The organism is Flavobacterium sp. Sd200 (assembly GCF_009826935.1).
GTDB lineage: Bacteria > Bacteroidota > Bacteroidia > Flavobacteriales > Flavobacteriaceae > Flavobacterium.
On record NZ_WUMN01000001.1, the window covers coordinates 64,513 to 88,791 of the forward strand.

The following is a 24,279-nucleotide window of genomic DNA, read 5'->3' on the forward strand; positions in this document are numbered from 1 at the left end:
CTTATGCAGCATGGTATCGATCAAAACCGGTAAAAAGAATTATGCGATAGGTGGCCTGAACAATGCCCCTAAGTGTGGGTTGTGGCGAAGATTATTCTTGTAATTAATTATGATATGCGAAGCAGTAGGTACAATACGCACATTTGAGGTATATATACGGTTAGGTATAAATACAAGATGCGACACGTGGTGGTCTATATTTTTAAACGGAAGCTGCCTGTCACGTTCATCATCGGTATCATTAATGTCTTTTCCCCAGTAGTGCATGGCAAGAAAATCAGTAAACGAAATATCGGCATTTCTATCCTGATGTTCTACATAATGTTCAATAAGTACGGGTACCTTAAACAACTGCTCAAACAGACAGTTATTAAAGTTAAGTACAAGGACAAGTATGTAGATACATATTTTTCGCACAATGCAAAGGTATCAAGTTGAAGCAATAACAGCAAATTATTTTCAATGGCATCAAAGTAAAAACTAAAATGTGGAAAGAATTGGGAGTAGAAGAAAAAAACAACGCCATTGTCTTCCAATGGCACTGTTTGTCTTTTGTGGGCTGTCAAGGGTTCGAACACTTTATTTTTTTACTAATTTTGGGAACTTTTAAGTTTAAAATAGCTAAAATAATTTGTCAAGCGTTCTAAATCTTCCTTCAAAAAGTTCGACATTTGTTCAGGCAACGCTATAAACCGAGCAAATCGAAAATATCTTCGTTTTGTCCTTTTTTTAATCACGTAAATTTATTTAACAAAACGAGATTGTATGCTACTTTTGTTTCACGATAATCATCTGCATCAATACTTGATTAAACACTTTCGCAGATTTTAAATTGACCATATATATTGGTTTACAAGTAATACTGTCGTCATTAAATTGGGGGATAGGGGCAAAGTAATTAGTTTACCAATCTTATAAAGTAATAATAAGTTAAGCTTATTTTGTACCTTATTTGTACCATTGAATCGTAAGTTATTAATATTTAAGACCTGTTAGTTTTGAAGAAGTTAAATAATTCTTTTAGATAAGAGAATTAGATTTTAGATAATAGATGCCTCTGCTGTAAAGCAGGGGCATTTTTTTTTCAGGATTTTAATTACCTAAATATATTTCCTATAGAGTTGAACACGCGCCCAAAAAAGGTGTGGCGCACACTAATTCCTCCCAATATTAAAATTTCAGAGAGCAGGGACGTATCTTCTTTCAAAACGATGTTTAAATTATCATTGTCTTCTTCTATTATGATATGTTGTGATTGCATCCCTAAAATTTGGAAATCAATTTCGTCGCAAACTTCAGCTTCAATACAAAAATATCCGTGTATGTCAGTTAATATTTTTTTACCGGAATTTAGGTTTACAATTTCTACACCGGGAATAACAACATTGAATTCATCCACTACAATACCTTTAATTATTTTTTGATTCGGTATTGATGCAGTATCATTGATTGTTTCGTGTTGCAGTTGTAATGTTTCCTGTTCTTTATTTTGCGCAAAAACTTCTTCATTTCCTAAGCTTATAAATGTCATCGCAGCTGCACCCGCCGCTACCCATAATGTACTCTTTTCTTTAGGTATAACAAGATCTCTGTCGAGTTGAGAAGTATAAAACCTTCCGCAGAGTTTGCCGTCTTTTTTTAAAACTTCTGCAATTTGCCTGTCAGATAATTTTGTGAAATCCAAGACTTCCTTTTGGCAAGAAGCACAAAACCTGCCTTTATCGGCCATAGTCATATCCTGCCAGTTTTCATGGCATGGCTGCAGTATCGATATTTGAAGTTTAGATGCCATTATTCTTTAACTTTAGTGCTAACATAATACATCAGATTACTGAAAAAGTTAGCATCGGGCATGTTGAATTTAAGAGGCTTGTTTGTTGCCGTAGCTTTTGCCTGGGCAGGATAGGCGGCTAAATTTGTATTTCCTGCAGTACCGGAATCGGTCAAAGCAATTTCTATTGTATCTAAACCTGTAACTGTTACATTTTGAGATTTCATGCCTAAAAAACTTATTTCCAGCATATCATTTATGGCTGATTCTATAGTAAATTCACCATCTATATTGGTGTTTACACTTGCTTTGGTAGTAGTGTTTATTATCGCTGCTCCGGGTAGGGGCATGCCATCCGTGTCGGTTATCTTTCCTTTAACGGTAAGGGATTTAACCTGAGTAGCCTGATTAGTTTGGGCAATTATTTGTGCCGAATTAAGACTATAAAAACATAATATAACTGCGTATATAAAAAACTTTACTGTTTTTATACTGTGATTGTTGTGTTGGGTTGGTGTCATGTGGTGTGCAATAGTTTGGTTATCATTTAATACAACAATAAAAACCTCTTAAATATTGTTCGAATTAAAACCGTGTCTCAAAAAAGGCGGTGAGCTTTGCATATACTTCGGCAAAAGTAGCGTCATCCCAATCGGCATGACCACCTTCCTCATAGAAATTAAATTCATTGTAAACTCCTGCGGCATCGAGTGAAGCCTTTAGCCGTGGACCCTGGCTGGAGGGTACAAGCTCGTCTGCACCGCCATAAAACATAATTGTGGGAGGAGACTGTGGTGTTATGTGCGCAATAGGGTTAACATTTTCTATGAGTGCAGGTGTGATGTTCTGTGTGCCTAATACTATAAGTGCCGCAAACGGATACAGCGGATGGCTTACGTATGCCGGATCTGTAAAATCTGCCGGGCCTACAATGTTGCAAACGGCTTTAACTTCGTGTGCAGTATCATATTTATAGCTGTACAGCATGGCAAGGTGCGCCCCGGCGCTGGCTCCTAAAAAAGCATATTGGTTAGATATATGGTAATCACTGTTCTTTAAAAAGTTTACCACCTGCTGTATGTCTTCAATCTGTTTAGGATAGGCTGGGCTGGTCGTGGTGGCAAGCCTGTAATTTATGTTTACAATGGCATGTTCCGGAAACTCTTCCTGAATTAAAAGGGCTGCTTCAGCCATATCATCTTTATCTCCGCCCACCCACGAGCCGCCGTGTACCACAATAACAACTTTGGTGTCTGTGCTGTTACGATTGGCAGGTAGGTACACATCCATGGTTTGCAGCGGATCTGGTCCATAAGCTACATCTACAAGTGATTCCTGGGGTAGGTTTAGGACTTCATTGTTTGTGTCATCATTAGACGAACAGCCAAACAACAGGCCAATGAACAGTATTAATACATAAGGATATTTCATAACATTTTATTTGCCATTAAGATACAAAAAAAGCAGGATGTAAACCTGCCTTGTATATTTAGTCTAAAAAAGTTAGACGATTTTTTTAATAACCCTTAGTTTATGGGTGTGCCTTCCGGAATCTACATTATAAATGCCTAAATGGTCCAGCCTGTCTATGCGCACTTTTCCGTGTGCATGAATAATGTGGTTATCTTCCATTATAATGCCTACATGTATAATGCGGCCTTCGTCGTTATCAAAAAAGGCAAGGTCACCGGGTTCACTTTCTTCAATAAAGCTCAGTGCTTCGCCCTGTGTGGCCTGTTGGTAGGCATCTCGCAATAAATTGTAGCCATTGAGTTTATATACCAGTTGCACCATTCCGGAGCAGTCTATGCCAAAAGGGGTGCGCCCTCCCCACAGGTAGGGAGCGTTGAGGTACATAAAAGCCGTTTGCACTATGTTTTGCTTGCTGGTAACACCACTTGCTTTTAGCCCCTCAAAAACATAACCTTCGGGGTTGAGCGATGGTGTGTCTAAAAAAGTAATAGACGAGCCAATAGGTATGCTCATCAGGCTGTTGTTTGGGGTAGCAATACATTCTATGAGATCGGCATTAAGCACCGGGGCACTTTCCTGAAGCTGATTATATTCTGCATCGGTAATACTACGGAATTGTTTGTTATCTATCCATCCAGTATAATTGTCAAAGCCCATTTCTATGCGCGACCATTTCTCGGTTTGTTCCAGTATTTTAAAGTGCTCGCCAAACAAAACCTGCGATGTCATTTCGCTTCTGTCACTGGGTTCAAGCCGAAGCGGCACAATGGCAAGATTACAAATACCAAACATTTTTTGATAGATTATTTTATAGGTTCTGTTTATTACTTAGTAACGGTGTCTTTACTGAAGCTTTTCTCCAAAGCACAAATATAGCAGTTAATTTTTAAGCCTTGCTTACAGTATTAAGGAAAATACGTAAAGAAAGTATAAGATAATAATATCAGGTTTAACGTACACCTAAACTTTCTGTAAAGAATTCCAAAGAAGAAATTTTACCAAAAAATTAATCATACTTGGGTTGGCAGATCCTTTTAAAAGTGGCTGTTTTGTCTATATTTGTAAAACCAATCACTAAATATTAAATATGGCTTCAGGTTTTTTTGCAATTTTAGATGACATAGCTGCACTAATGGATGATGTAGCTGTAAGCAGCAAAATTGCAACACAAAAAACAGCAGGCATCTTAGGAGATGACCTTGCAGTAAACGCAGAAAAAGCAACAGGATTTTTATCGTCGAGAGAACTGCCCGTTTTATGGGCTATTACAAAAGGTTCGTTCTTAAACAAGCTTATATTGTTGCCAATAGTTTTTTTGCTCAATTTCTTTTTTCCGGTGGCCATAAAATGGATACTGATTGCAGGTGGTTTTTACCTTGCTTTTGAGGGCGTTGAGAAAATTATTGAATTCTTTTTCCATAAAAAGCATGAAGATGCTACCGCTGTAAAAGAGGTGGAAGAAGCCACTGAAGCTGAAGCCCTGGATGCTGAAAAAGTAAAGGTAAAGTCAGCAATCACTACAGATTTTATACTTTCGGTAGAAATTGTGATTATAGCGCTTGGTACTGTTTTGGGAGAAGATCTTGTTACACAAATATTAACCGTTTCTATTGTAGCTTTTGTGGCTACAGTAGGTGTTTATGGTCTTGTGGCTCTTATTGTAAGGATGGATGATGCCGGTTATAACCTAATGAAGCGCAGCAATAATAAAGGCTTTTTATCTGCCCTCGGACAGTTTCTGGTAAAACTGCTGCCGCTTGTAATAAAGTTTTTAGCGGTTATTGGCACGCTTGCTTTATTGCTTGTATCGGGAGGGATATTTGTACACAATGTAGATTATTTGCACCACATTGTTCCGGCTGTGCCTTCGTTCCTAAAACAATTTACTATTGGCCTAATAGCAGGAATATTGGCGGTAATTGTATTTACTGTTGTTAAAAAGATCATTTCTCTTTTTAAACCTGCAAAAGCAGTTTAATAAAATTAAAGCCACGGAATTGCATTAATTTACATGCATATCCTTATAGGGAATTAGCTGTAAAACATTAGTGCAATTCCGTGGCTTAAGTTTTTTATGCTCTTTCTATAACAATAGCCGAAGCACCACCACCACCATTGCATATAGCAGCGGCACCAATTTTGGCATTATTTTGTTCTAATACATTTATCAGCGTAACGATAATTCTTGCGCCACTGCATCCCAGTGGATGACCTAACGATACTGCACCACCATTAACATTTACTTTTTCAGGGTCAAGTCCTAAAATGCGGGTGTTGGCAATACCTACTACAGAGAACGCCTCATTGAACTCAAAAAAGTCTACATCCTGTTTAGTTATGCCTGCTTTATCAAGAGCTTTTGGCAACGCAAGGGCTGGAGAGGTGGTAAACCATTTAGGCTCCTGTTCGGCATCTGCATAGCCTTTAATGTAAGCAAGGGGTTTTAGTCCAAGTTCATTAGCTTTCTCTTCGCTCATAATTACCAAAGCCGCAGCACCATCGTTAATTGTTGAAGCATTGGCTGCAGTAACGGTTCCGTCTTTTGTAAACACAGGGTTTAACGCCGGAATTTTATCAATTTTTACATTAGTATATTCTTCGTCTTTAGTAACCATTATAGGGTCGCCTTTGCGTTGGGGCACGGCAACAGGCACTACTTCGTTGTCAAACTTGCCTGCATCCCATGCAGCAGCACTGCGTTGGTAGGAGGCAATTGCGAAAGCATCCTGATCTTCGCGGCTCACTTTATATTCAGTAGCGCAGGCATCGGCACAAACCCCCATGGCATTATTGTCGTATGCATCGCTAAGGCCATCGCGCTGTAAGCCGTCAATCATTTGGGCAGGACCAAATTTATAGCCGTTCCTCATGTGCACATAATGCGGAATAAGGCTCATGTTTTCCATGCCTCCTGCCACAATAATATCGGCATCGCCGCATTGTATGGCCTGCGCTGCCTGCATTACGGCTTTCATACCGCTGGCGCACACTTTATTTACAGTTGTAGCAATAACATTATCGGGCAGGCCTGCAAGGCGCGATGCCTGGCGTGCCGGAGCCTGGCCCACACCAGCCTGAACCACGTTGCCTATTAATACTTCGTTTACAAGGGCTGGGTCTAAATTTATTTTTTCAAGAGCACCTTTTATAGCGGCTGCACCCAACTGCGGAGCTGTAACGGTAGATAATCCTCCCATAAAGCTGCCAATAGGGGTACGCACTGCCGATACGATTACTACTTTTTTATTCATGATACAATTATCTGCTTGTTTTGTATTGCGAATTTAATTAAAAATTTAGTGTATAAAAATTAATTTATCAAAAAAAAGTTTGTGAAACAATGGTTTTATTGGTGATTAATAATTTTTGAAGTCTTTGGATGATTTAATTTTGAGATTTAGCTTTCGCTGTCTGTAAGCTTCATACTCCATGTTCCTTTTCCAGGTCTATATATAATTGGAATAAAACCGAATAATAAAATTAGTGAAAGGTTAAATCTCCAGGTTCCCATTATTTCTTTTTTAGTGTCGGATATTTTTCCAGAATAATAAAGCGTTTTATGCTTTTTATTGGTTTTCTTTAGTTCCCCATCGGTATTAATAATCACAGATGCTTTTGGCATAAATTTTTCAAACGTGATTTTATTATCGATTAGTGTACCAATAATTTTTCCGGTACCTTCCATTCCACCTGTCTCTATATCATCGTTAACTATGCCTTCAAAATTTTTGCCATTAAAAGAAGTAATGGTAATTGTATAATTTGTTTGCTCGAACCCTACAATATCCCGTATAGTTTCTTTTTCGTACCGGTAATAACCTTTCCATGTGCCTTGCATTGTTTCAAGCTTTAGATTTTACCAAAAATACAACAAAGAGATATAAAAATGAATGGTTGTTATAAAATGCAAACCCCACTCTTTATGAGCAGGGTTTGTGATGTTGATTATTCTACTAATGTTGCTGATAATGTAATTTCGGCATTCAGCAATTTAGATACTGGGCATATTTCTTTTGCTTTGGCAGCCGTTTCCTGAAAATCCTGTTCGGTCATTCCAGGAACATTAGCTTCAAGCTTAAGGTTTATTTTAGTAATAGTTCCGTCTTCAAAAGTTACCTGAGCTTCGGTATCAAGGTTTTCGGGAGTAAAGCCTTTTTCGCTTATTAAAAAACTCAACTGCATAGTAAAACAGCCTGAGTGGGCAGCAGCAATAAGTTCTTCGGGGTTCGTGCCAACACCTTCTTCAAAACGGGTTTTAAACGATAGCTGCGCTTTGTCAAGAGTGGTGCTTTCAGTGCTCACTAAACCTTTTCCGTCTTTGCCTGTTCCTTTCCAGTTGGTGTTTGCTTTCCTTGTAAATTTCATGATCTTTAAATTTTAATGTGTTTATAATTGTTTAATTGCTTGCAGGTTGCATAGTGCTTCCTGTAAAGTTATTGAATTTGTACCTAAGGGCGTTAATTTAAAATTATATTTTATGATACTCTTAGCTTTGCATTAGCTGATTTTTATGAGACAAATTTATTGCAGATCTGTTTATTAGTCAAATTAATAATTTTTTACCTTTATAAAATAATTTTATAATAATGACTATTCAGCAATTAAGATACATAGTAGCGTTAGATGAACATCGTCATTTCGCCAAAGCTGCCGAGGAGTGTATGGTTACTCAGCCAGGGCTTACAATACAACTTAAAAATCTTGAAGATGAAATAGGTATGAAGATTTTTGACCGATCGAAAGTGCCTTTAAAGCCTACTGGAGCAGGTGAAGAAATTATAAGCAGGGCTCGTAAAGTACTTCGGGAGGCCGATGCCATCCGTGATTTTGTGGTAAATAAAAAAAACGATCTTGAAGGTACGGTTACTATTGGGGTTATTTCTACACTGTCGCCTTATTTAATGCCTCTGTTTATAAAGGCAATGGCTTTAGTAGCACCCAATATGCATTTTATTATTAAAGAAATGAACACAGGGCAGCTAATGCATGATGTAGAATCGGGTATTATAGATATTGCCCTAATGGCTACTCCCACAGGCAACGGCAATTTAAAAGAATATCCTGTTTTCTATGAGCCTTTTGTGGCATATCTGTATCCTGGGCATCCAATGGCGCAGCAACCGTTTTATAAAATGCAGTTGCAGGACAGGCCTGAATTATTATTTCTCCAAAGCGAATATTGTTATAATGCACAATTGCTGGATATTTGTAACATTACAGAACATGGCAAAGTGTGGGATAAATTCAGTTATGATATAAGCTCTATAGAAACTTTAAAAAATCTTGTAAGGGCTGGACTGGGGTTTGCTATAGTCCCTCAGCTTGCTGTGGTAAATGAAGCTGATAAAAGCCTGTTTAAACCTTTTGCCGACCCGGTGCCGGTGCGCGAAATAAGCCTTGTAGTTGCCGATACCTTTTCGCGCAAGCTGTTGCTCGAAAAAATGAGCGAATGCATTTACAGTTGCCTGCCCGATGATCTTAAAAAACACACAGCTTATAAAAAGATCCGTTGGAACGATTCTCCCTATTTTATAAAGGCAGTAAGCAGTCTTAAAGGTTAATTTTATGTGATGTATTAAAACAAAAAAATCTTCCGGTTAGGGAAGATTTTATATAATTGATTTACGATAGTTATTGAGTTACAGTAATCGTTTTTTGTAATGGCTCCTGAGCGTTTCCTCTAACAAAATTAAGCACATAAGTACCTGCAGTAGATGCAGTAAATGTATAAGGTTGTGTTAATTGTGTAGTAACAGCGCTACAGGTACAGCCATTATAGTCTAAAATAGCCATTACGGTTTTTGGATAGCCGTCAGATTCTGCAAAGCGGTTAAAAGCACCACAGGTAGTGCCCTTTGCAAAAGTTACATTAAAAGTAATAGGCACGTTAACAGTAGTTTCTTCAGGCCCTGTAACAGCCGTTGCTGCAGAATATGCCTGAGCAGTACAAGATGGTTCATCATCTCCTACGCTACAGGCTGTTACTAATGCTATTATTGCAAGAAATGCTAAAAAGTTAATTTTTATAGTTTTCATCTAAATATTTTGTTGTTGCTATACAGATGTAAAATTAGTAAAAAGGTTGCGTAAAATTGTTTTTAATTATTTAATTGGCAATTTCTACAGTAAATCTCGCCAAATATTTACTGCCTGCATCTAATGTAATAATACCCTCTTTTTCAGTAATATTACCTGTTGCATCAGCAGTGTCTGAATATCCCTGCCAAGGTTCTATACACAAAAAAGGCGCACCTTCTTTTGTCCAAATGCCTAAATGCGGAAAATCGGCATAGCTTACTTTTATATAATCTTTGTCGTCTTTTGTAATAATTATCGATTTAGATTCCAGTGATTTAAATATAAGGGCGTCGTTTTTAAACAGTTCATAGTTTAAAGGCAGTATGCCGTTATTGGCAGGTAAAGTAGTACGATTGTCAGACAACAAATCGTTTACAAGCTGTACGCTTTCTAACGGCTCGTCTTTTTCAAATTTAAGGCTGTAGCTTTCAAAATTACCAGGCAATGCTAAAGCAGGATGTGCGCCAAGGCTAAAAGGCATTGCATTTGTGCTGTTGTTGGTTACAGTATATTCTAAATGTAACGTATTGTCTTTTAAAGTATAGGCAAGCTCAAGTTCAAAATTAAACGGATATACCTGTTGGGTGTCATCATTAGAAGTTAATGAAAATACTACGCTGTCTTCTGATTGAGATTTAATCTTAAAATCATTATCTCTTGCAAAACCATGACGGCTAAGTACATATGTGTGTCCGTTATATAAATAAGAGTTGTTTTTTAGTGTGCCCACTATGGGAAATAAGACTGGCGAATGCTTGCCCCAATATTTGGCATCACCTTCCCATATATATTCTGCGGTATTGTTTTTAAGCGAGTTTAGTTCGGCACCTTTTGGGTTAATGGTGGCTGTAAGTTGGCCGTTTTTAATGGTTATATCCAAAATATATAATGTTTTTAAAGTACAGTGCTCTGCAAGGTTTCAAACGTAGTTTTTTATAAAGCTATTTGCCCAAAGATAGCATTTTCAATATAATATTTATCAGCCTTATAAATATTTCAAAACAGCTCTTACATTTACAAGGATTCAGCCTTACATAATAAGGTAAATATCAAAAAATCCTTATATTTACTAACCCATCTTTTACCAAAAATATAATGACCATTTTCCTTTCTGTTCTTTCATCATTGTTGCTTTTATTTACCATAATGTCGTTAATAAAAAATGATTACTGGACGTTCAGGGTTTTTGATTACCCAAGGCTGCAAAAATTTGTAGTATCTGCTGTTTGCCTTGCTTTATTGGCGTTTTATTATGAGCCGGATTGCTGGGTTTATACCACTTTCATTCCGCTTATTGCAGCCAATCTTATCTATTTGGGCTGGCTCATATGGCCTTTTACCGTTTTTGCAAAGAAGCAGGTGTTGCGAATTAAAGACCGCAGACCTGACGACCAGGTGTGTGTAATGATATCTAACGTATATCAGGATAACCAAAACCATAAAGGTTGCCTTGCTGTGGTGAGGCGGGCAAACCCCGATGTATTGCTGCTTCTGGAAACCGATAAAGCTTGGGATGAAGGCACTAAAGAGCTGTCTGAAGCCTATAAATACAGTGTAAAAGTACCATTAGAAAATACTTATGGCATGCTGCTTTACTCTAAGCTGGAACTTAAAGAAAGTGAAGTAAAATATATGGTAGAAGAAGGTATTCCGAGTATACACACAAAAATAGTTTTAAAAGGCGGAAGGCAGGTTCAGCTATATGCAGTGCACCCAACACCACCTGTGCCTAACGAAAATCCGCGTTCTACCGAAAGAGATAAAGAGCTTTTACTGGTTGCCGATCTTGCCAAAGTAAGTAAACTGCCTGTTATTGTTGTGGGCGATCTTAATGATGTGGCATGGAGTTATACTACAGAGCTGTTTTTAAAAATGAGCGGACTTTTAGATCCAAGACGGGGCAGGGGCTTTTACAATTCTTTTCATGCACATTACCCGTTTTTGCGTTTTCCTTTGGATCATGCCTTCATTTCCACCGATTTTAAGCTGGTGGGCATGAAACGTCTTAGTAATTTTAAGTCAGACCATTTTCCTATATACATTCATCTGCAATATGAACAGGTAGCAAAGCATCAGCAGGAATCGCTGGAAGTAGACGCTGATGATGTAGAACTTGCTGAAGAAAAGAAAGCAAAAGTGTAATGTTATTTTAACTTCTTTATTGTAAACAGTTCGTTGTGGTCTTCCACTTTTGGATACATCCTGACTGAATAAGCATCATCAAAATTTGTCCTGTAGGTTGTGTTACGATCTTTATGCTGCTGGTTTAGGGTCATGGTATTAAAAAGTATAAAACCGTTAATGTTAAGTATGGTATTTATACGGTTTATAAAAAAGTCTTCAAACAAAAAAGCAGGCATCACTGTGTCTTTAAAAATATCGATGATGATAAGATCGTAGGTGTCTTTGGTTTTAAGCACAAACTCGAAAGCATCGCAAATAACCACATCGAGGTTTTCTATGGTGTTAAGGCCAAAATAGGTGTTGGCCAGTTCTATAACCTTTGGGTCGAGTTCTACACCTGTAATTTTGCCCTTGTAGCCAATTTCGTTAACTAATGTTTTAATCACGCTACCACCTGCAACACCCAATACAAGTATATTGTTAAAACCTTTTATGCGTTCAAAACCAATATATTTAAGCCCTTTTCGCAAAATACGCTGCAGGCTGCCATAAGAATAGTTGGTGTTCTTAGAGTCGAGAACCAGTTGTCCATAATTTAGCGTTACCTCAAGATTTTGGCTAACATCCGATTGTTTTTTTACAAGGTTTACGGGTATAAAATAACTCAGCAGTTTTTTAAGCATGGGGTGGTTGTGCAGTTTTTTGCAGGTAAATATAAATTAATTATTGTTGAGTGGCTTTTTGTAGTTTACCCAGTTTTAAATAGCCTACATGCAGTTTATCTTCTGTTATATTGTTAGTTGGTGTAATCAGGAGGCTGTATTTTTCTCTAAAACTTGCGGGGAGTATATCTTCTACTTTGTGAGCATCGTCTACATCAAGGCCATATTTTTCGTCTATATGGCTTTCGGCGCCCTTAAAACCGTAGTGCTTATAAAAAACTGTTTTTTTAGATGCCCTTACTGCCAGCCCCATAGTTTTTGCTACTACAAGCATTTTATAATGATATTCTTCCAAATCGCCGGGTTTATAACCTCCAAGGTTTATAAAGAAGAGTTTTTCATCTTGAGGTGTTGCAAGTTCTTTAGGCACTATACTTATTTGGTATCCGTTAACCTGTGTAACCTCCCTCCACGAATCAATGTGAAGTTGTCCTCCATCGGGCCAAAAGGCATACATTTCTTTTTTTAATCCGGTTACCGAAGTTCCAATACCAAAAAAAATATCATGCTGTTCTGTAAGCCTTCCTAAAGGGGTACAGCCCAGCAAAACCATGTATAATGTAGGGGTGTTTGTCATAGCCTTACAAATGTAGCCAAATTATTTTTTATCAAATTTATGCTAAAACGGTTTTTTGGCTCATTTTTTGAAACTACCTTTAGTAACAATAATAACGAACCTTAAAAAAACGAGACCATGAAAAAGATACTTTTACTTTTTACACTTACAGGACTTTTAACGCTGACGGGATGTAATAACGACGACGATGTGGTTGTGGCAAACACGAGCAACGAAACTTTTGAGATAGGTGGAGGATCAAATCCTATTAATTTTACTAATGATGTAGATACTTACCTTTATACTTTAGATCCTGCCATAGGCCAAGCTGATGTAGTGTTGATTTACAGGCTGGTAAGCGATCCTTATAACGCTCCTGAAGATATTTGGGAACCTGTTCCTACTACCTATGAGTTTGAGGGAGGCGATAAACTATCTTATAACACTGATTTTACAAGAAACAGTATTGCTTTTTACCTAAATGCCAATTTTGATTTGGCTCAGGCTCCTGATTATGCTTTAGACCAATATTTCAGGGTAGTGATACTTAAAGGGTTTGATAATTCTGCCAACCGTGTAGATCTACGCGATTATAACTCTGTTGTAAAACGCTACAATGTTGTAGAAAGCAACAGGGGTAACAGCACAAGAAAATAATCTCTGTCTAAGTTACATCAAAAGGGCTTCGCAATTTGCGAAGCCCTTTTGGTTTGTGGCAAGTACTACCTATTTTTTTATTCCTTTAAGTGTAGGGACAACCGGGATTATATTACCTTTTTTGTCAAACAGTAGTTTGTCTATGCACACTTCGCGGTTGTAACCTGCTGCACGCCCAAGATCCTGACCGTTAGGGTAGCTAAAGCGATGATAAACAAGATACCATTCGTCTTTACCCGGAACCTGTATTGCAGAGTTATGTCCTGTGGCATAAATACCTGCTTCTTTAGTGCCCTGTATCACTATATTATCTGTAGGGATAGTGAGAGGGCCTAACGGATTTTTAGCAGTAGCATAGCGCACTTTATAGTTAGGGCTGCGGGTATCGTCTTCGCTCCACATAAAATAGTAAGTACCTTTACGATTAATTACATAAGTGCCTTCTCTAAACGTGTTGTCGGTTTTAATAACCGTAAGCGTTTTTGGGTTTATGCTTGTCATATCGTCGTTAAGCTCGGCGGCAGCCATAAAACCATTGCCCCAATACAGGTAGCTTTTCCCCGATTTTGGATCGGTAAATACGTCAGGGTCTATTATCTGCCCTCGGCTAATGCCTTCCGGTTTAGTGTCTATAAGCGCTTTTCCACTATCTGTAAAAGGGCCGGTAGGACTATCGCTAACAGCAACGCCAATTTTTTGTGCAGCCGTAAAATAGTAAAAGTATTTGTACTGACCGTTTATTTTTTTCTCAACAATGCATGGTGCCCAGGCATTGGTTTTAGCCCAGCTTATATCTTTTTTAAGGTCTAAAATAACACCTTCGTCTTTCCAGTTGGTAAGATCGTCTGACGAAAAAACTTTAAAATAATCGCCTGCCCAGTTGGTATAGCCATCGCTGGTAGGATAGATGTAATATTTTTTGGTCTTTTCAGAATACAATATATCAGGGTCGGCATAATAACCTTCCAGTACAGGGTTGTTGTCTAACTCCGGCAGGGCAGCGGGTTTGCCCCATTTGGCAGTAAGTGTATTAAGTTCACTGCGTGTAATAGGCAATATGGTGCCATGACGCGGTTTAAAGTCCATAGTAACCTCATTGTCTATCGCAGTAAAGTTGCGCAGGTCGTTACTCTTTGTAAACTGATATTTACCATCTCTGTACACATCATACATTAATATATACGTATCAGAGTTGTTAAGTTTAAACACGCCCGATCCTTCAACACTTTGCTTGGTTTGCTGCAGGTAGTTGTCATTTTCTTCCCATTTACCTGATGTCAGGTCGGTAGTGGTAGCAACCTTTATACCTGGAGTTTCGCTTTCGGTTTTATAGAACAGGTTGTACACTCCGTCTTTAATAATAATATCTCCGTCAATACATGCCCCTTTAGACTTTGGCACGAACAACAATTTTGGTGCCGACTCAAGTCCTGTAAAATCAGCATTGGCATAAGCATAATAAATTTTATCGGGGTCGTTGCCATGCTTCATAGAAAAGTAAACCATGTATTTACCTGCCTTGGCGTCATAAATGGTTTGCGGTGCCCATACACGTTTAAGGTCTTCGTTGCCCGGAAAGGCTTTTTGCATATTTATGGCAGTCGAGGTCCAGTTTACCAGGTCGGTACTCTTTAGGAGCACCATTCCGCGGTTAGAATCCCATCCTTTAGCGGCAACCATATCTGTAATAGCCATGTAAAAGGTTTTTCCGTCTTCGCCGCGCAAAATATGCGGATCGCGCACACCACCGGCCTCACTTATTTTTTTACTGTCTAAAACAGGATTGTTGTTGTTAAGCGCATAATAGTGGTAGCCGTCTGTACTAACACCATAGCGCACGGCCTCGCTGTCTTCGCTTTTGCCTACAAAATATACGAAAAGGTATGCTTTAAGGTCTTTTTCGGCTATGGGTGGTGGGGTAGTGGCAATTGTTTTTTCCTGTGCATTGCTACTGAACATACCCAGTAATAATGCTATAGTAAAAGTAAAATGTGATATTTTCATAAGATGATTTTAAGTGGACTATTCTTTAAAAGACAAATCAAATTTCCAGGCTTTTGCCAAATTTTCTGCCTCTTTTTTAGTAAGGTGTACTACGGCACCATGCTTGGGCGAACTAAAGTTTAATGATTTCATTACCCCACCGTTAAAGTGCCCTATGGGGGTAAAAGTTTTAAAATCGGTGGTTTCGCTAAAACCAAAGTTATGCGGGTTAATGCTGTAAATGTCATACACCACGATCCACTTTTTTTGCCCAATAAGTTTGTACACCGTGGGTGCTTCGCAGGCTTTAGGTTCCTGGTCTATCCATTCGGGCAAATAAGTGTAAGGGCCTGTAACAGTATTGGCAATAGCCTGTTTTATTCCCGGTTCACCATCATGGGCCACATAAAGCATGTGGTATTTACCATCAAATTTGGTAATGTCTCCATCAATGCAGGTTTTGCCGTCAGGATATTCGAATAACAGTTTTGGCTCGGTTTCCAGTTTAGTAAAGGCATCATCGGTATAAGAGTAGTATATGCGGTTAATGCCCTCTTTTATGCGCATTGTAAAATAAACCATCATTTTTTTCTTCTGCTCGTCATACGTAATTTCCGGAGCCCATGCACAGCCAATATCATTTAAGTTAGGGAATGCCTTATCCAATCTGAATGAGGTATGTGTCCAGTGTAGCAAATCATAAGATTTCATTAAAACCAATGCCCTGTTGTTTCCCCATCCATAGCTTTTGTCGCGCTCCCATTCGGTAGTGCGAAGGCCCTGTTTTTGAGCAAAAATATGCAGGTCGGTCATGGCAATATAAAACGCCCCGTCGGGCCCGCGAAAAATATGCGGATCCCTGATGCCTTTTTGCTCGGCAAGGGTGTCTCCGGCCATAACCGGCAGCCCGTTGTTTATATCTTTAAAGCTTCGCCCGTCTTTACTCAATGCCATGTATAGGCCGTGCGTATCGTCTTTAAAATAAACCATTAGGTAGGCAGCCATATCTTTTTCCTGTGGGATGCTCTTTTTTTTCTGAGCCATAACAGGAGCGGCACATAAAAACATGAGCAGTACACATGCCGCGTTTTTTAGCATATTTTTCATATTACCTTGTTTTTAGGCGTATTACTGTAAACGAGTATGGAGGCAGTTCTTTGCTCAACGCTTCTTTAGCCGAAATTTTTACAGCAGCAGGTCTTGAGGTTTTGCTGTCGGGTTTATCTGTCAGTACAGTATAAGACGCAGCATCTTTTGTAGCAAGCCCGTTAAGGTTTACAGATGGTGTTACTGCTACCGGAAGTGCGTTTACCAGTTTAATAATTACATCGCCTGTTGCGCTGTCCTGCACTACCGATGAAGCTATGCGTTTGCTAACTTCGCTGTTATTATCTGTTGTGGTAATACTGCTTTGCAGATAAATATCGCCCGGATTTTCACCGTAAAGTTGCTGTACAAAATAGTTTACGGTAGGTTTAACTTCGCTGCCTGAAAAATAAATAAGATCCGGATTCCATTGCGTATGTTTTTCGCGGGCCAAAAGCGGCGCATAAGACGTCATGCTAACCACATCGCCGTTACGCTCTAAAGAGGTAAGGTAAAGTGCTTCGGCAAGAGCGTTGTAAAAAGCATTGCCACGAGATGCATATTCGCCTAAATATACCTTAGATCTTGAGCGGTCGTAGCTGTCATAAAAATCCTGATTGTTTATAAACCATCCCGGGCTTTCATAATAATGCTCATCTACCATTGGCAGTTTTAGTTTGTCGGCAATATCCCAGCCTTCCCTATAGTCTGTACCTTCAAAGAAAGGGCCTACAGTACCAATAACCGTAATTTCAGGATATTTTTTGCGCACAGCATTTACTATTAGTGTGTAGCGCTCTTCAAAAACATCGGTAATAAGGTCTTCGTTTCCAATACCAATATATTTTAGGTTAAAAGGCTTAGGGTGTCCTGCCTCTGCACGCTTTTTACCCCAAGTAGTGTTTACGCTGCCGTTTGCATATTCTATAAGGTCTAACACATCCTGAACATACTCGTCCATGTGCTCCATAGGTATGCCAAACTGCTGTCCGGCACCACCCACACCAGAGTTTTGACACGGAACGCCTGCTGCCAGCACCGGCACGGGCTGTGCACCCATATCTTCACAATATAAAAAGTATTCATAGTAGCCTAACCCCATGGTTTGGTGGTACCCCCACAGGTTGCGCATAGGTGTTCTTGATTCTAACGGGCCTATAGTGTTTTTCCATCGGTAAATGTTGCCAAGGCCATCACCGTGTGCTACACAGCCTCCCGGAAAGCGAACAAACTTAGGGTGCAGGTTTGCAACCGTTTGTGCAAGATCGTTGCGCAAACCGTTCTTACGGCCTTTAAATGTATTTTGCGGAAAAAGAGATACCATATCTATAGAGCTTTCGCCAGTAGCAGTTACTTCCAGTTTAGCATTTGTAACCGTTTTAGACGGTTTTAAAACAGCAGTATATTTTTTCCAGTTGCTGTTTGGCTTAATAGAGGTTTCGGCAAGGGTTTTGCCATCGGCATCTTTAAGCTTAATGGTTAGTTTACTGCCTTTTGCAAAAATACTTACATCATATTTTTCGCCTGCTTTAAGCGCAATACCATCAAAACCTTCATTGGCAATGCTGCTGTTTTTCAGTACGGCATAATGCCTGTTGTTTTGGTGTATTGGGTTCAGGCTGTCTATAGTATAAGTGCCGCTCCATGCAAAGTGAGTGTTCCAGTTTTTATCCCTGCCTTCTTTGTCAGACGGGGCATATTCAAAATCGCGGTTTTGTACCAGCTCGGCATATAGCCCGCCATCGGCAGCATAGTTAATGTCTTCAAAGAAAACCCCAACAAGCATGTCGCTTATTTTTTTTGTATTTGCTTTATCGATTGCGATTGAAGCCGTAAAAGGTTTAAGGTTTGCAAATAAAGCACTGTCAGACTTTGCCGTTGCTGCATTGGCCTGATTTTTAAATTTAATGCTTTCAACAGTCTTTTTAAGTAAGGTAACAGTTTCCCAATCGGTCTCTATAACAGTACCTTCCTGTACTTTTCCGGCAATGGTTATGTTTTGCCTTTGCTGCTGTGGTGCCTTCGCTGATTGAATGGCACCGTATTTTTTGAAGTCTTTTGTTGTAGTACTATAAGCTTTATCGCCTTCACTTTGCCATGCCACAGTATAAAGCCCGTTTGCAAAGCTAATTTGCGGTTTTATAACGTTGGCATCTTTTACTGTAGGTACGTATGTTTGCCTGTTCCAGTCTGTAAGGTTACCCGATGTTGCGTGTGCAAAAACCGCATCGTTCTCGTTAACGCTCCATACACAATGGTATAGCCCATTATTGTCTTTAAATAAATAAGGAGTAAGCATTCTTTTTTGCGAACCCCAGCGGCCGTAATCGCATTTTAAAAAGCTGTGCTCAGGGCCAATGGTGTACCAGTTCTTTTTGTCGTTGCTCCAGGCAAAGTGCAGCCCGTTCTGGCCTTTTCTTTCGGTAGTGGCATAAGCAAAAAGATAAACTTTACCGGGATCTTTAAAATTTGTAACAGCAAAAACGGGTGTTTTGCCTGATAAGAGAACTAAAAGTGAAAAAAATAACAGATAATACTTTTTCATTAATGTTGTTTTGAGAGTAAGGTTAATGTTATTAATAAATGTGTATATTACACTTTCAAATTTAGTGTAATATTTTTAAAGAAAGCAAATAATCAGTGCATTAAAATGTTTTTAATGTAAAAGGAAATCCTTTTAGTGTTATTATAATGAAATTTTTTGGCACGAATCCTTAATAAAATGTAGTCTTTAGCTATTTAGACTTTATTTTTCTTTCAATTTATGCTTATTTATATTTAATTTGCCAAACTAAAACGATTTAGGCGGTTTTTGCTTAAACACTTCAGTAATGTAAAATCACTAATATGTATAACTTAAAAACAAAGGTGCTGTACTTGCTGGCATTTATGCTATCGGGCATTTATGCACAGGCACAGCAAAGCACTAAGCAATTTCAATACCTTTCGGGTAAAGACAACATCAATACCAAAACATGGAAGTTTTATTGTACAGGAGGCCGAAAAAGCGGAGAATGGTCTACCATACAGGTGCCATCGTGCTGGGAGCAGCAAGGCTTTGGGTCTTATAACTACGGGCGCGATTATGTTACCTATGGCAAAAACTTTAGGTTTGCCGACGAGAAAGGTATTTATACTTACGATTTTAATGTTTCTTCGTCTTGGAAAGGGCAATCGATTGCTATAGTATTTGAGGGCTCGATGACCGATACCGAAGTTAAGATAAACGGCAAATCTGCCGGGCCTATTCATCAGGGGTCTTTTTACAGATTTAAGTATGATATTACCGATAAAATAAACTATGATAAGCCCAATCATTTAGAGGTTGTGGTTTCTAAAATGTCGGCAGATGACTCTGTAAACAACGCAGAGCGACTTGCAGATTATTGGATATTCGGGGGGATTTTTCGTCCTGTATATTTAGAAGCGACTCCAAAAGAGCATATAAGCAATGTGGCCATAGATGCCAAAGCCGATGGTTCTTTTGCTATGAATGCCTACCTTAAAAATGCTACAGCCAATCAGTTAAAAGCCGAAATTATAGATGCTGCAGGAAAAACCGTAGCAACTGCAACGGCAGTGGTAAAAGCTAACGATACTTTAGTTCAGCTCAAAACAAAGCTAAAGTCGCCATTATTATGGACTGCCGAAACCCCTAATCTATACTCGGTTAAAGTAACTTTAGGTACTAATACTACCTATCAGTTAACCGAAAAATTTGGGTTCAGGACTATTGAAGTACGTAAGGGAGACGGTATCTATGTAAATGGGACTAAAATAAAAATGAAAGGCATTAACAGGCATGTTTGGTGGCCTGAGACGGGGCGCAGTGTTAATGCTAATATAGATCTTGCCGATGTGCAGATCATTAAAGGCATGAACATGAATGCTGTTCGTTGCTCGCACTATCCGCCTGATGAAAGCTTTTTGCGCTACTGCGACTCTTTAGGTCTTTATGTGCTTGACGAACTGGCAGGCTGGCAAAAAGCATACAGCACCAAAGCAGGTAAACCGCTTGTAAAAGAAATGGTTACTAAAGATACCAACCACCCGTCTATTATATTTTGGAGTAACGGTAACGAAGGGGGACATAATTTTGACCTTGATGCCGAATATGCAAAATACGACCTTTCGGCACGACCTGTAATACATGCTCATCACAAACCGGGCAATGCTTTTGGTGGTATAGATTGCAACCACTACGAAAACTATTACAGCACCAAAAAAATATTGGAAGATGAGAATATCTACATGGTTACCGAGTTTTTGCATGCGCAGGATGATGGTGGCGGAGCAGCATCATTATCTGATTTTTGGGATTTGCACTGGACATCTAAAAAAGGGGCAGGAGGCTTTATATGGGCATTGCTTGATGAAGGCATTGTGCGTACTGACATGAACAACCTTGTAGACGTTAACGGTATTAATGCCCCCGATGGCATTCTTGGGCCACACCGTGAAAAAGAAGGTAGCTACAATGCCATTAAGCAAATATATTCTCCTGTAAAAATAGACCTTAAAGAATTACCTGCTAATTTTAATGGGACTATTCCGGTAGAAAACCGATATAACTTTACCAATCTTAACCAATGTACCTATAACTGGGAGCTGGTAAATTTTAATAAGCCGGGAGATTTTGCAACAGGATATGCCGTAGCTAAAAAAGGTTCGGCTACAGCACCGTCTGTTAAGCCTGTAGCTAAAGGCAATTTAAAACTGAACCTGCCTGCCGACTGGAAAAACTATGATGCGCTAACACTTACTGCCTACGACCAACATAAAGATGAGCTTTATAAATGGGTATGGAGAATAAAAGACAGTAAGGTTATTGTAGACGATATCATAAAATCGATAACTAAGAGCAAGGAGGTAACCGCCACCGAAACAGAGGAAGGAGTAACACTCAAATCTAACGGAATTGGTATAACGATCAGTAAAAAAGACGGTATGCTTAAGGGGCTTAATAACGATAAAAGCAAAGCTCTTTCGTTTGGCAACGGGCCTGTAATGGTATCAGGAACAGCACAGTTTGGTAGCCTAAAACACTATAAAGAAGGCGAGATGTATGTTGTAGAAAGTACTTACAGCGGCGACCTTAAAAAAGTAGTATGGAAAATGTATCCGGGAGGTTGGCTCGAAATGAGCTACGAATATTCCCTTAACGGCACCTATCCGTTTACAGGTGTGAGTTTTACTTATCCTGAAAATTATGTATTTGGAGCGAAATGGCTTGGCGATGGCCCATATCGTGTTTGGAAAAACCGTATGCAGGGAGCATCTTTAAATGTTTGGCAAAGTATGAAAAATGACACCCACACCGGTAGCACCTGGACATATCCTGAATTTAAAGGCTATTTTGCCGATGTGTCTTGGATACAAATGGATACTGCCGAAGGAAAGTTTATTATTGGCACAGCACAGGATAATATGTTTGTGCGCCTGTTCGATTTTCATGGTCTTTCGGGGCCGGTGCCGCAGCCTGTGCTGCCTGTAGGCGATATATCATTCCTTGATAACATTCCGGCAATAGGTACAAAACTTGCCTTTGGCCTCAATAACGACACCGCATCATTAGGGCCGTTAGGAGAGCCTAATAAAGTAGAAGGAACTACCAAGCGCACACTGTATTTTTACTTTGGATTACCAGAATCTGAAAAAACGGACAAACAGTTCGTAATGCCTACAGAGAACATCCTTACCGATGAGGTTAAAAAGAAAGAGTAAAGTTTATGATCTATAATTGTATAACCTGTTCGCTATTGCGGGCAGGTTTTTTTTATTGAGATTAAAGTTGTTCCTTTTTTAATAATACCATTTATTAGTATAAAATAGTCTGAATAAATTCTCACGCAAAGGCGCAGAGGCGCAAAGCTGTAAGTTCATTTTAGGTTCTTAAGCGGCTGTTAAGCCGCCAAGCTTGGCGGCTTAACAGCCGCTCGGAATAGAAATATCTTCATACAGCTTTGCGCCTCTGCGCCTTTGCGTGAAAATAAAAACCAGCTATATCAGACTAAAGTCTAAATATAGCTGGTATACCATTAAATTGAGAGCTAAATCTTTTCTTTATAAAAGATGATTTGTAAATTTGCACCAGATTAATCAAACAACCATCTAAGTGTAAAAAATAGTTTCTTCAAAAAATACTACAGGCTTTGGGCATCTTCTGCTCCAAAGTATTTATTAATGTATTATACAAAGAAATTATGCTTATTTTACACAATATATCCTACCTGTATCCAGGTATGGACACGCTTTTCAGCAATATAAATTTATCTTTAAACGGTAATGATAAAGTTGCCCTTGTTGGCAATAACGGTTCCGGAAAATCTACGCTGCTTAAAATTATTGCCCAACAACTACAGCCCACTGCCGGGCAAGTGCAAACAACTTCAGAACCTTATCTTGTACCCCAGATCTTCGGGCAGTTCGATCATCTTTCTGTAGCACAAGCATTGCGAATAGAAGTTAAGCTAAATGCACTTAAGGAAATCCTTGAAGGCAATGTTACTGAAGAGAACCTTGCATTACTTGGAGACGACTGGACAATTGAAGAGCGCTGCCATGAAGCCATGCAATATTGGCAACTGAACAACATAGCGCTATCGCAAAAACTCAGCTCTCTAAGTGGCGGACAAAAAACTAAGGTGTTTCTTGCAGGTATATCTTTGCACAGACCGCAGTTGGTGTTGCTAGATGAACCCAGTAATCATCTTGATGACACAGCCAGAAAGCTCCTTTATAATTTTATAAATACTACACAGGCAACGCTTTTTGTTGTGAGCCATGACAGGCAACTTTTAAATTTAATGAATACGGTTTGCGAACTGCACAGAAACGGAATTGCTGTATATGGGGGCAATTATGATTTTTATGCAGAGCAAAAAACAGTTGAAAATAATGCCCTTAGTAACGATATACAGGCTAAAGAAAGGGAGTTGCGTAAGGCTAAAGAAAAAGAAAGAGAAACCCTGGAACGGCAGCAAAAGTTGGATGCGAGGGGGAAGAAGAAGCAGTCAAAATCGGGGGTTGCGCGTATAATGATGAATACCCTTAAAAATAATGCAGAGAACAGTACCTCTAAGCTTAAAAGCGCCCATGCTGAAAAGATCAATGGGATACATGAGGGGTTGAGGGAACTGCGATCTTCACTCCCGGGAATTGACAAAATGAGGATGGGTTTAAACGATTCGTCGCTGCACAGAGGTAAAATATTGTTTATGGTTAAAGATGTTAATTTTAACTACGGAAATGATATACTTTGGAAAGAACATTTAAACTTTATAATTACAAGTGGAGAGCGTATTGCGTTTAAAGGAGATAACGGTTCTGGAAAAACAACTCTTTTAAAGCTGTTGCTGGGCAAAGTTGAACCGACTTGCGGAAGTATAGAAAATGCTGCAGGGATTTCTGTATACATAGATCAGGATTATTCTCTTATAGACAACTCTCTAAGCGTTTATGCTCAGGCTATGCAGTTTAATAACTCTGGATTACAGGAACACGAAATAAAAATAAAGCTTCACAGTTTCCTGTTCCTGAAGGATGATTGGAATAAGCCCTGCGGTGCTTTGAGTGGGGGTGAAAGAATGCGGCTTTTGCTTTGCTGTCTTACTCTTAATAATCATATGTCCGATCTTATGGTGCTTGACGAGCCTACCAATAACCTTGATATACAAAATCTTGAAATACTTACTCAGGCAATTAGGAAGTATAACGGAACGTTACTGGTAGTATCTCACGATGAGCTTTTTTTAGAGCAGATAAATGTAGAAAGAAGAATAGTATTGGCTTAATCGACTGTACTGTAAACTCTGGTGCTGTATGAAAAC

Annotated in this window: 21 protein-coding genes; 6 read left to right on the forward strand and 15 right to left on the reverse strand. The window is 39.0% G+C overall.

Annotated features, from left to right (window positions below; genetic code table 11):
- Positions 1 to 39: 39 nt before the first annotated feature.
- The 5 genes from GR160_RS00265 to GR160_RS00285 all read right to left on the reverse strand — a co-directional run bounded on the left by GR160_RS00265 (position 40) and on the right by GR160_RS00285 (position 4,036).
- Positions 40 to 417, reverse strand: coding sequence for a hypothetical protein (locus tag GR160_RS00265; protein WP_240409066.1), 378 nt, complete (start codon positions 415 to 417; stop codon positions 40 to 42).
- Positions 418 to 1,096: 679 nt separating this feature from the next.
- The gene (locus GR160_RS00270; protein ID WP_160747837.1) at positions 1,097 to 1,792 is read right to left on the reverse strand and encodes a carboxypeptidase-like regulatory domain-containing protein; all 696 of its coding nucleotides are present in this window, start codon (positions 1,790 to 1,792) and stop codon (positions 1,097 to 1,099) included.
- The gene (locus tag GR160_RS00275; protein WP_160747838.1) at positions 1,792 to 2,292 is read right to left on the reverse strand and encodes a carboxypeptidase-like regulatory domain-containing protein; all 501 of its coding nucleotides are present in this window, start codon (positions 2,290 to 2,292) and stop codon (positions 1,792 to 1,794) included. The genes GR160_RS00270 and GR160_RS00275 overlap by 1 nt, the downstream gene beginning before the upstream one ends.
- Positions 2,293 to 2,356: 64 nt before the next feature.
- Complete coding sequence (locus GR160_RS00280; protein ID WP_160747839.1) at positions 2,357 to 3,202, reverse strand: alpha/beta hydrolase; 846 nt, start codon at positions 3,200 to 3,202, stop codon at positions 2,357 to 2,359.
- Positions 3,203 to 3,274: 72 nt separating this feature from the next.
- A complete protein-coding gene (locus tag GR160_RS00285; protein ID WP_160747840.1) occupies positions 3,275 to 4,036 on the reverse strand; it encodes a C40 family peptidase in 762 nt (253 codons plus the stop codon).
- Between the two features lie 295 nt (positions 4,037 to 4,331).
- Here GR160_RS00285 and GR160_RS00290 point away from each other — a divergent pair, with 295 nt between their 5' ends.
- Positions 4,332 to 5,222: a DUF808 domain-containing protein gene (locus GR160_RS00290; protein WP_160747841.1), complete on the forward strand. Its 891-nt coding sequence runs from the start codon at positions 4,332 to 4,334 to the stop codon at positions 5,220 to 5,222.
- A 94-nt stretch (positions 5,223 to 5,316) separates the two neighbouring features.
- On the opposite strand, the gene GR160_RS00295 is transcribed toward GR160_RS00290, so the two are convergent.
- From GR160_RS00295 to GR160_RS00305, 3 genes are all read right to left on the reverse strand, one after another.
- Positions 5,317 to 6,495 carry an acetyl-CoA C-acyltransferase gene (locus tag GR160_RS00295; RefSeq protein ID WP_160747842.1) on the reverse strand — a complete coding sequence of 393 codons (1,179 nt, stop codon included), beginning with the start codon at positions 6,493 to 6,495 and terminating at the stop codon, positions 5,317 to 5,319.
- A 146-nt stretch (positions 6,496 to 6,641) separates the two neighbouring features.
- Positions 6,642 to 7,082, reverse strand: a complete 441-nt coding sequence (locus tag GR160_RS00300; protein ID WP_160747843.1) for a hypothetical protein — start codon at positions 7,080 to 7,082, stop codon at positions 6,642 to 6,644.
- Positions 7,083 to 7,189: 107 nt separating this feature from the next.
- Positions 7,190 to 7,609, reverse strand: a complete 420-nt coding sequence (locus GR160_RS00305) for an OsmC family protein (protein ID WP_160747844.1) — start codon at positions 7,607 to 7,609, stop codon at positions 7,190 to 7,192.
- A 221-nt stretch (positions 7,610 to 7,830) separates the two neighbouring features.
- Between GR160_RS00305 and GR160_RS00310 the strand changes: the two genes are divergently transcribed.
- Complete coding sequence (locus GR160_RS00310) at positions 7,831 to 8,805, forward strand: hydrogen peroxide-inducible genes activator (RefSeq protein WP_160747845.1); 975 nt, start codon at positions 7,831 to 7,833, stop codon at positions 8,803 to 8,805.
- A 70-nt stretch (positions 8,806 to 8,875) separates the two neighbouring features.
- Here the strand turns inward: GR160_RS00310 and GR160_RS00315 are convergent, their stop codons facing one another.
- Both GR160_RS00315 and GR160_RS00320 read right to left on the reverse strand, forming a co-directional pair.
- Complete coding sequence (locus GR160_RS00315; RefSeq protein WP_160747846.1) at positions 8,876 to 9,280, reverse strand: hypothetical protein; 405 nt, start codon at positions 9,278 to 9,280, stop codon at positions 8,876 to 8,878.
- 70 nt (positions 9,281 to 9,350) lie between these two features.
- Positions 9,351 to 10,202 carry an aldose 1-epimerase family protein gene (locus GR160_RS00320; protein ID WP_160747847.1) on the reverse strand — a complete coding sequence of 284 codons (852 nt, stop codon included), beginning with the start codon at positions 10,200 to 10,202 and terminating at the stop codon, positions 9,351 to 9,353.
- A 215-nt stretch (positions 10,203 to 10,417) separates the two neighbouring features.
- Here GR160_RS00320 and GR160_RS00325 point away from each other — a divergent pair, with 215 nt between their 5' ends.
- Entirely contained in the window at positions 10,418 to 11,464 is a 1,047-nt protein-coding gene (locus tag GR160_RS00325) for an endonuclease/exonuclease/phosphatase family protein (RefSeq protein ID WP_160747848.1), read from the forward strand.
- 2 nt (positions 11,465 to 11,466) lie between these two features.
- Here the strand turns inward: GR160_RS00325 and GR160_RS00330 are convergent, their stop codons facing one another.
- Positions 11,467 to 12,129, reverse strand: coding sequence for a spermidine synthase (locus GR160_RS00330; protein ID WP_160747849.1), 663 nt, complete (start codon positions 12,127 to 12,129; stop codon positions 11,467 to 11,469).
- Positions 12,130 to 12,169: 40 nt separating this feature from the next.
- On the reverse strand, positions 12,170 to 12,745 hold the full coding sequence (locus GR160_RS00335; protein WP_237421143.1) for a DUF1543 domain-containing protein: 576 nt from the start codon (positions 12,743 to 12,745) through the stop codon (positions 12,170 to 12,172).
- Positions 12,746 to 12,862: 117 nt separating this feature from the next.
- Between GR160_RS00335 and GR160_RS00340 the strand changes: the two genes are divergently transcribed.
- Positions 12,863 to 13,381, forward strand: a complete 519-nt coding sequence (locus GR160_RS00340; RefSeq protein WP_160747850.1) for a lipoprotein — start codon at positions 12,863 to 12,865, stop codon at positions 13,379 to 13,381.
- 69 nt (positions 13,382 to 13,450) lie between these two features.
- On the opposite strand, the gene GR160_RS00345 is transcribed toward GR160_RS00340, so the two are convergent.
- The 3 genes from GR160_RS00345 to GR160_RS00355 form a co-directional block, all read right to left on the reverse strand.
- Positions 13,451 to 15,340 carry a family 43 glycosylhydrolase gene (locus GR160_RS00345; RefSeq protein WP_202390722.1) on the reverse strand — a complete coding sequence of 630 codons (1,890 nt, stop codon included), beginning with the start codon at positions 15,338 to 15,340 and terminating at the stop codon, positions 13,451 to 13,453.
- A gap of 63 nt (positions 15,341 to 15,403) precedes the next feature.
- The gene (locus GR160_RS00350; protein ID WP_160747852.1) at positions 15,404 to 16,471 is read right to left on the reverse strand and encodes a glycoside hydrolase family 43 protein; all 1,068 of its coding nucleotides are present in this window, start codon (positions 16,469 to 16,471) and stop codon (positions 15,404 to 15,406) included.
- A gap of 1 nt (position 16,472) precedes the next feature.
- Positions 16,473 to 18,995, reverse strand: coding sequence for an alpha-L-arabinofuranosidase C-terminal domain-containing protein (locus GR160_RS00355; protein WP_160747853.1), 2,523 nt, complete (start codon positions 18,993 to 18,995; stop codon positions 16,473 to 16,475).
- Positions 18,996 to 19,297: 302 nt separating this feature from the next.
- Between GR160_RS00355 and GR160_RS00360 the strand changes: the two genes are divergently transcribed.
- Both GR160_RS00360 and GR160_RS00365 read left to right on the forward strand, forming a co-directional pair.
- Complete coding sequence (locus GR160_RS00360) at positions 19,298 to 22,174, forward strand: glycoside hydrolase family 2 protein (protein ID WP_237421144.1); 2,877 nt, start codon at positions 19,298 to 19,300, stop codon at positions 22,172 to 22,174.
- Between the two features lie 479 nt (positions 22,175 to 22,653).
- Positions 22,654 to 24,243, forward strand: coding sequence for an ATP-binding cassette domain-containing protein (locus GR160_RS00365; RefSeq protein ID WP_160747854.1), 1,590 nt, complete (start codon positions 22,654 to 22,656; stop codon positions 24,241 to 24,243).
- Positions 24,244 to 24,279 lie beyond the last annotated feature (36 nt).